The sequence below is a fragment of the Geodermatophilus chilensis genome, from assembly GCF_002802985.1.
GTDB classification, from domain to species: Bacteria; Actinomycetota; Actinomycetes; order Mycobacteriales; family Geodermatophilaceae; genus Geodermatophilus; species Geodermatophilus chilensis.
Map to the genome: position 1 here is coordinate 48,385 of NZ_NVPT01000012.1, position 6,785 is coordinate 55,169.

Annotated in this window: 5 protein-coding genes; all 5 read right to left on the reverse strand. The window is 71.4% G+C overall.

Annotation, left to right across the window (positions count from 1 at the left end):
• Positions 1–64: 64 nt before the first annotated feature.
• The 5 genes from CNO22_RS03555 to CNO22_RS03575 all read right to left on the reverse strand — a co-directional run bounded on the left by CNO22_RS03555 (position 65) and on the right by CNO22_RS03575 (position 6,585).
• Entirely contained in the window at positions 65–1,117 is a 1,053-nt protein-coding gene (locus CNO22_RS03555) for a LacI family DNA-binding transcriptional regulator (protein ID WP_232806761.1), read from the reverse strand.
• 93 nt (positions 1,118–1,210) lie between these two features.
• Positions 1,211–2,476: a multiple monosaccharide ABC transporter permease gene (mmsB, locus tag CNO22_RS03560; RefSeq protein WP_100497977.1), complete on the reverse strand. Its 1,266-nt coding sequence runs from the start codon at positions 2,474–2,476 to the stop codon at positions 1,211–1,213.
• Positions 2,473–4,011, reverse strand: a complete 1,539-nt coding sequence (gene mmsA / locus CNO22_RS03565) for a multiple monosaccharide ABC transporter ATP-binding protein (protein WP_100497978.1) — start codon at positions 4,009–4,011, stop codon at positions 2,473–2,475. The genes mmsB and mmsA overlap by 4 nt, the downstream gene beginning before the upstream one ends.
• A gap of 181 nt (positions 4,012–4,192) precedes the next feature.
• Positions 4,193–5,347, reverse strand: coding sequence for a multiple monosaccharide ABC transporter substrate-binding protein (gene chvE / locus CNO22_RS03570; RefSeq protein WP_198588076.1), 1,155 nt, complete (start codon positions 5,345–5,347; stop codon positions 4,193–4,195).
• A gap of 302 nt (positions 5,348–5,649) precedes the next feature.
• Entirely contained in the window at positions 5,650–6,585 is a 936-nt protein-coding gene (locus CNO22_RS03575; RefSeq protein WP_100497979.1) for a DUF5926 family protein, read from the reverse strand.
• Positions 6,586–6,785: the final 200 nt, after the last annotated feature.

Here is a 6,785-nt window from a genome sequence, read left to right on the forward strand (position 1 = left end):
CGGCCGCGACGACGGCCGGACGGCCGCGTCGCCGCCGGGATGTTAGCGCTAACAGGGGCAGGCGTCACAGCCCGGCGGGCGTCCGCCCCACGGGGACCGGGCCGCTGCTGGCACGGGCCAGCAGCACCGGGGGGACCGGCTGCAGGTGCAGCTCGCGCCCGGCCAGCCGGGCGAGCACGAGCTCCACGGCCCGGCGGCCGAGCTCGGCGAAGTCCTGCCGCACGGTCGTCAGCGGCGGGGTGAGGTACGGCGCCTCGGGCAGGTCGTCGAAGCCGACGACGCTGACGTCCCACGGCGCCTCGAGGCCCTCCTCGTGCAGCGCCGCGAGCAGGCCCAGGGCCATCTGGTCGTTGGCCACGAAGACCGCGGTGATGTCCTCGCCGGCGCGCTTGCGGGCGGCGAGCCGGCGGCCGGCCTCGTAGCCCGAGGGCGGCGTCCAGTCGCCGTGCAGGCACACCGGGACGGGGGCGCCCGCGGCGGTCAGCTCGGCGCGCCAGCCCTCGTCCCGGTCGCGGGCCTCCTTGGAGTCGGCGGGGCCGGTGACGTGGTGGACGGTGCGGTGGCCGAGGTCGAGCAGGTGCCGGGTGGCCAGCCGGGCGCCGGCGACCTGGTCGACGCCGACCGCGGGCGCCTCCAGCGCCCCGCCGCTCTGCACGGTCACCAGCGGCAGCGGCGTGTGCACCTGGTGCAGCGCCTCGACCGCGTCGTCGTAGGTGGCCAGCGCCAGGACGGCGTCCACCGACTGGGCCATGAAGCGGTCGACGGCGTCGCGCATCGCCTCGGCGGTGGCCTCGTCGAGCACGGTGACGCTGAGCGAGTACCCGGCCGCCCGTGCGGCCCGCTCCAGGCCGACGAGGGTCTGCCCGGGGCCGTACTGGTTGATGTTCACGGTGACGAAGCCAAGGGTCCGCGTGGAACCGGTGACCAGCGCCCGGGCGGCGCTGTTGGGCCGGTAGCCCAGCTCGCGGATGGCCCGCTCGACCCGCTCCCGGGTGTGTGGTGCGACGTTGCGGTGTCCGTTGATGACCCGGGACACCGTCTGGTGCGAGACGCCGGCGCGAGCCGCGACGTCCGACATGACCAGCGCTCGGGTCGCCCCCTCGGGCTCCACCGTCACCCCTCTCCGTCGAGGAGCCGGCCCGCGTGTGGCCGCCTCGGTCGGGCCCTGCCGGGTGGCCCCGCGGGAGTTCCGCGGGGCCGCCCGAGGGCGTCAGCGGGACGCGCCGGCGCGCCGCTTGTTGTAGACGTCGAAGGCCACGGCCAGCAGCAGCACCAGGCCCTTGACCACCGACTGGATCGACTGGTCGACGCCCATGAGCTGCATGCCGTTGCTCATGACGGCCATGATCAGACCGCCGACCATGGCGCCGACCACCGTGCCGACACCGCCGGTGACGGCCGCACCGCCGATGAAGGCGGCGGCGATGGCGTCGAGCTCGAACATGTTGCCCGCACCCGGCTGGGCGCCGTTGGACCGGGACGAGAAGACGACGCCGGCGATCGCGGCCAGGAAGCCCATGTTGACGAAGATCCAGAAGTTGACCGCCCGGACCTTGACGCCCGACAGCGTCGCCGCCGCCAGGTTGCCGCCGATCGCGTAGACCTGCCGGCCGAAGACCGTCCGCTTGGTGATGACCCCGTACACGAGGATGAGCACGGCCAGGATGATCAGCACGATCGGCAGACCACGGGCGTGGGCCAGCTGCCAGGCGAACGCCATGACGACGGCCCCCACGAGCACGATCTTGGTGACGAAGAGCGGGAACGACTCGACCGGCTGCTGGTACCTGATCCGCGCGATGCGGCTGCGGTACTGGCTCATCGCGTACCCGGCGACGGCGATGCCACCGATGAGCAGGGTGAACGCGTCGTACCCGTCGCCACCGATGAGGCCGTTGAGGAAGCCGCTGGCGATCTCGCCGTACGCCGGCGGGAACGGCGAGAGCGAGATGTTGTCGAGCACCTGCAGCGTCAGACCGCGGAACAACAGCATGCCGGCGAGGGTCACGATGAACGCGGGGATGCCGACGTAGGCGACCCAAAAGCCGTGCCAGGCACCGATGGCGAGGCCGGTCGCGAGGGCCGCGAGCACGCCCACCCACCACGGCATGCCCTGCCGGATGACCAGCACCGCCGAGACCGCGCCGGTGAGCGCCACCACCGACCCCACGGAGAGGTCGATGTGCCCGGCGATGATCACGATGACCATGCCGATGGCCAGGATCAGGATGTAGCTGTACTGCAGGACGATGTTGGTGACGTTGCCCGGGGAGAGCAGGGTGCCGTCGGTCAGGACGGCGAACAGCGCCACGATCGCGACGAAGGCGACGTAGATGCCGCTCTGCCGCAGGTTGCTCGTCAGCAGCTGGCGGACGTTGCTCGTCCCGGTGTGCAGCGCGACGGCGGGGGCGACGTCCTTGGGGGCCGTCGCCGTCTGGGCTTCGGGCTCCGACGACGGAGGCACGGTCCTGGTCATGCCGCGAGCTCCTTCTCCTTGGTCATGAGCTCCATCAGGTTCTCCTGGGTCGCCTGGCCGACGGGCATCTCTCCGGTGATGCGACCCGCCGACAGGGTGTAGATGCGATCGCAGATGCCGAGCAGCTCGGGCAGCTCGGAGGAGATGACGAGCACCGCCTTACCGGCGGCGACCAGCCGGTTGATGATCGTGTAGATCTCGTACTTCGCGCCCACGTCGATGCCGCGGGTTGGCTCGTCGAGGATGAGCACCTCGGGGTCGGTGTACAGCCACTTCGACAGCACCACCTTCTGCTGGTTGCCACCGGAGAGCTTGCCGACGACCGAGGCGACGCTGGGCGCCTTGATGTTCATGTCCCTGCGGTAGCCCTCGGCGACCTTGATCTCCTCGTTGCCGTTGACGAAGCCGTTGCTCGCGAGCTTCCCCAGGGCCGCGGCGGAGACGTTGCGCCGGATGTCCTCGATGAGGTTCAGGCCGTAGTGCTTGCGGTCCTCGGTGGCGTAGGCGATCCCGACGTCGATCGCCTCGGCGACGTTGCGCGGCTTGACCTCCTTGCCGTGCACGTACATGCGGCCGGTGATGTTCCGGCCGTAGGCGCGCCCGAAGATGCTCATCGCCAGCTCGGTGCGCCCGGCGCCCATGAGGCCGGCGATCCCGACGACCTCCCCGGCGCGGACGGTGAGGCTGGCCCCGTCGACGATCTTGCGCTCCTGGGTCGGGTGCCAGACGGTCCAGTCCTCGACCCGCAGCACCTCCTCGCCGGGGTGCGACTCGCGCTCGGGGTAGTAGCTCTCCAGGTCCCGGCCGACCATCCCGCGGATGATCCGCTCCTGGGTGACCTCGCCGGCGTGCAGGCTCAGCGTCTCGACGGTCTTGCCGTCGCGGATGACCGTGACGTTGTCGGAGACGGCGGTGATCTCGTTGAGCTTGTGCGAGATCATGATGCAGGTGATGCCGCGGTCCCGGAGGCGGCGCAGCAGGTCCAGCAGGTGCGCGGAGTCGTTGTCGTTCAGCGCGGCGGTGGGCTCGTCGAGGATCAGCAGGCGCACGTCCTTGGACAGCGCCTTGGCGATCTCCACCAGCTGCTGCTTGCCGACGCCGAGCTGACCCACGGGGGTCACCGGGTTCTCGTCCAGCCCGACCGAGCGCAGCAGCTCGCCGGCCTCGGCGTTGGCCTTGTTCCAGTCGATGACGCCGAAGCGGCCGCGCCGCTCGTTGCCCAGGAAGATGTTCTCGGCGATCGACAGGTACGGGACCAGCGCGAGCTCCTGGTGGATGATCACGATGCCCACGTGCTCGCTGTCGCGGATGCCGGAGAAGCGGACCGGCTGGCCGTCGAAGACGATCTCGCCCTCGTAGCTCCCCGTGGGGTAGACGCCGGAGAGGACCTTCATCAGCGTCGACTTCCCGGCGCCGTTCTCCCCGCAGATGGCATGGATCTCGCCTCGGCGGACCGCCAGGTTGACGTCCTCCAGGGCCTTGACGCCGGGGAAGGTCTTGGTGATGCCGCGCATCTCCAGGATGTGGTCGTCCATGGGACCTCGTCGTCGGTGTCGTCGGCGCCTCGTCACAGGGCACAGGGCGCGCCGCGGATGGTGGAGAGAGTGTGGCCCACCCCCACGGGGTGGGCCAGATCGCGCGGGACGTGGTCCCGGCTGGTGCCGGCCGGGCCCGTCAGCGTCGCTGCCGGGCCCGGCCGGGCTCAGGGGCGGGAGGTCAGTCCGCCTGGCCGCTGGCGACCTCTTCGGCCGTCCAGTAGCCGGAGTCGATCAGCACGGACTGGATGTCGTCCGCGAAGACCGTCTCGACCGGGAGCAGGTAGGACGGGACGACCTTGACGCCGTTGTCGTACGTCTCGGTGTCGTTCGCCTCGGGCTCGTTGCCCTCGGCGAAGGCCGACGCGGCGGCGACGGCCTGCTCGGCCAGCAGACGGGTGTCCTTGAAGATCGTGGAGCTCTGGACCCCGTCCTGGATCAGCTTGACCGAGGCGATCTCGGCGTCCTGACCGGTCACGACCGCCATCGGCTGCGGCTGGGCGTCCAGCGTCGGGCCGTAGCCGGCGTTCTGCAGCGCGGTGATGATGCCGCGGGACAGGCCGTCGTACGGCGAGAGGACGCCGTCGACCCGGGAGCCGTCGTTGTAGGCGGAGGTCAGCAGGTCCTCCATCCGCCGCTGGGCGGTCTCCTGCTGCCAGCGCAGGATGGCGGCCTGCTCGATGCTCGTCTGGCCCGACTTGACGACCAGGGTGCCGTCGTCGATCAGCGGCTGCAGGACCGACATCGCGCCGTCCCAGAAGAAGAACGCGTTGTTGTCGTCCAGGGAGCCGGCGAACAGCTCGACGTTGAACGGACCGGTCGCGGTGCCGGGCGAGCCGTCCTCGTTGCGCAGGCCCAGGCCGGTCAGCAGGGCGTTGCCCTGCGCCTCACCGACGGCGAAGTTGTCGAACGTGACGTAGAAGTCGACGTTCTCGGTGTCGCGGATCAGGCGGTCGTAGGAGACGACCGGGATGTTGTTCGCCGCCGCGTTCTCCAGCTGGCCGGAGAGGGCGGTGCCGTCGATCGCCGCGACGACGAGGATGTCGGCACCCTCGGTGATCATCTGGTCGATCTGCTGCGACTGGGTGGGGATGTCGTCGTTGGCGTACTGCAGGTCGACGGTGTAACCCTCCGCCTCCAGCTGCTCCTGGACGTTGTTGCCGTCGGCGATCCACCGCTCCGAGGTCTGGGTCGGCATCGAGACACCGATCGTCAGGTCCTCCGTGTCGCCACCGGCACCGGCACCGCCACTGCCACCGGCACCCTCGCCGCCACAGGCCGCCAGGGTCAGCGCCATGCCGGCGCTGAGGGCGGCGAAGCCGAGCCTCTTGCTCACGTGATCTCCTTCTCGAGAACTCTGCGCGCTGTCGACCCGGCGCAGGCCCGCCATCGCGAGCGATAAGAGTGTGAGCGCTAACAACCCGTTGCCGTCAACCCCTGTTCGCCACACCGGCGTCACGGTCTCGTAACGCTCACCTGGGAGTGCGTCCGCCCCACCGACGGGTGTCGGCGAACGGTGAGATCACGGCTACGCGCCGTCGACACATGGGGCGCCCACAGCGCAGCGGCCCGGCGGACGGACGTCCGCCGGGCCGGGTCGCCGCTGCGGCGATTTCCGCGGAAATCGCCGCAGCGGGGTCAGCGCAGGGTGATCTGGCGGGAGAGCAGGCCGGCGCGGGCGCGGCGCTCGTCGGCGGTCAGCGGGGCGGTCGCGGCCAGCGCCTCCTCCAGGCGCCCCTGGAAGGCCGTGGCGGCGTCGGTCCAGTCGGCGGCCGGGGTGCCGGCGGGCAGGTCCCACACCGGCACCAGCAGGCCGTGCGCCCGGAAGGCGCCGGCGTAGCGGGTGCCCTCGCCCAGCAGGATCTCGCCCGAGGCGCGCAGCCGGGCCAGCGCGTCGAGCAGTTGCTCCTCCGGCTCGGGGCGCACCCAGCGCAGGTGCGCCCGCTCGGTGCCGGGCCGCACCCAGTAGGCGGCGCCGAGGCCGGGCAGCAGCTCGGTGGGCAGGATCGCCGCGTTGGCCTGCTCGAGCCCGGCCCGCGCCGCGGCGCCGGCCTCGACACCCTCGAGCCAGAAGCCGAAGTCCTCGTGCACGGTCACCTCGAGCGGCGCCGTGGTGTCGACCAGCTCCTGCAGCCGCGGACCGGCCGAGCCCGCACCGCCGAGCGGGCCCGGGTCCACCGGCGCACCGGCCGGGGCCTCGAGCGCGGCGGCCAGCGCCGTCCCGAGGTCGCGGCTGACGTCGTCGGAGGAGCCCTGGAGCTGGACGCCGAGCAGGATCTCGCCGTTGGCGCGGACCAGCGCCGGGGCCCCGCCGGGCAGCACGCTGGCGAGGGTGACGTCGCGGCCGTCCGCCGTCCGCAGTGGCGCGGTCGCGGCCGGCACCAGCTCGCGCAGCGCGACCCAGTGCTCCTCGCCGGGCAGCCCCTCGAACGGCCGGGTCACCGGCGGGGCGTAGCCCGAGCCGTGGCAGTGCTTGTACCGGCGGCCCGAGCCGCACGGACAGGGCGCCTTGGGGTTGGCGCCACCGTCGGCGGCAGGGGCAGCGGGACGCTTGCGGGTCGCGGAGCGGGCCATGGCCCCAGGCTAGGCGGCCCCCGTCCAGGGGCTCGCGCCGAGCGTGCGAGGCGTGAGGAGGACGGGGTCCTTCTACTGGCGGTGCACACCGACCCCGTCCTCGTCTTCTTCACACAACTTAAGCTGACGCACACACCTAACGAGTATAACTAGGCATCGACCGTGTAAAGCAAAAAAAACATACAATAATAACACAGCAA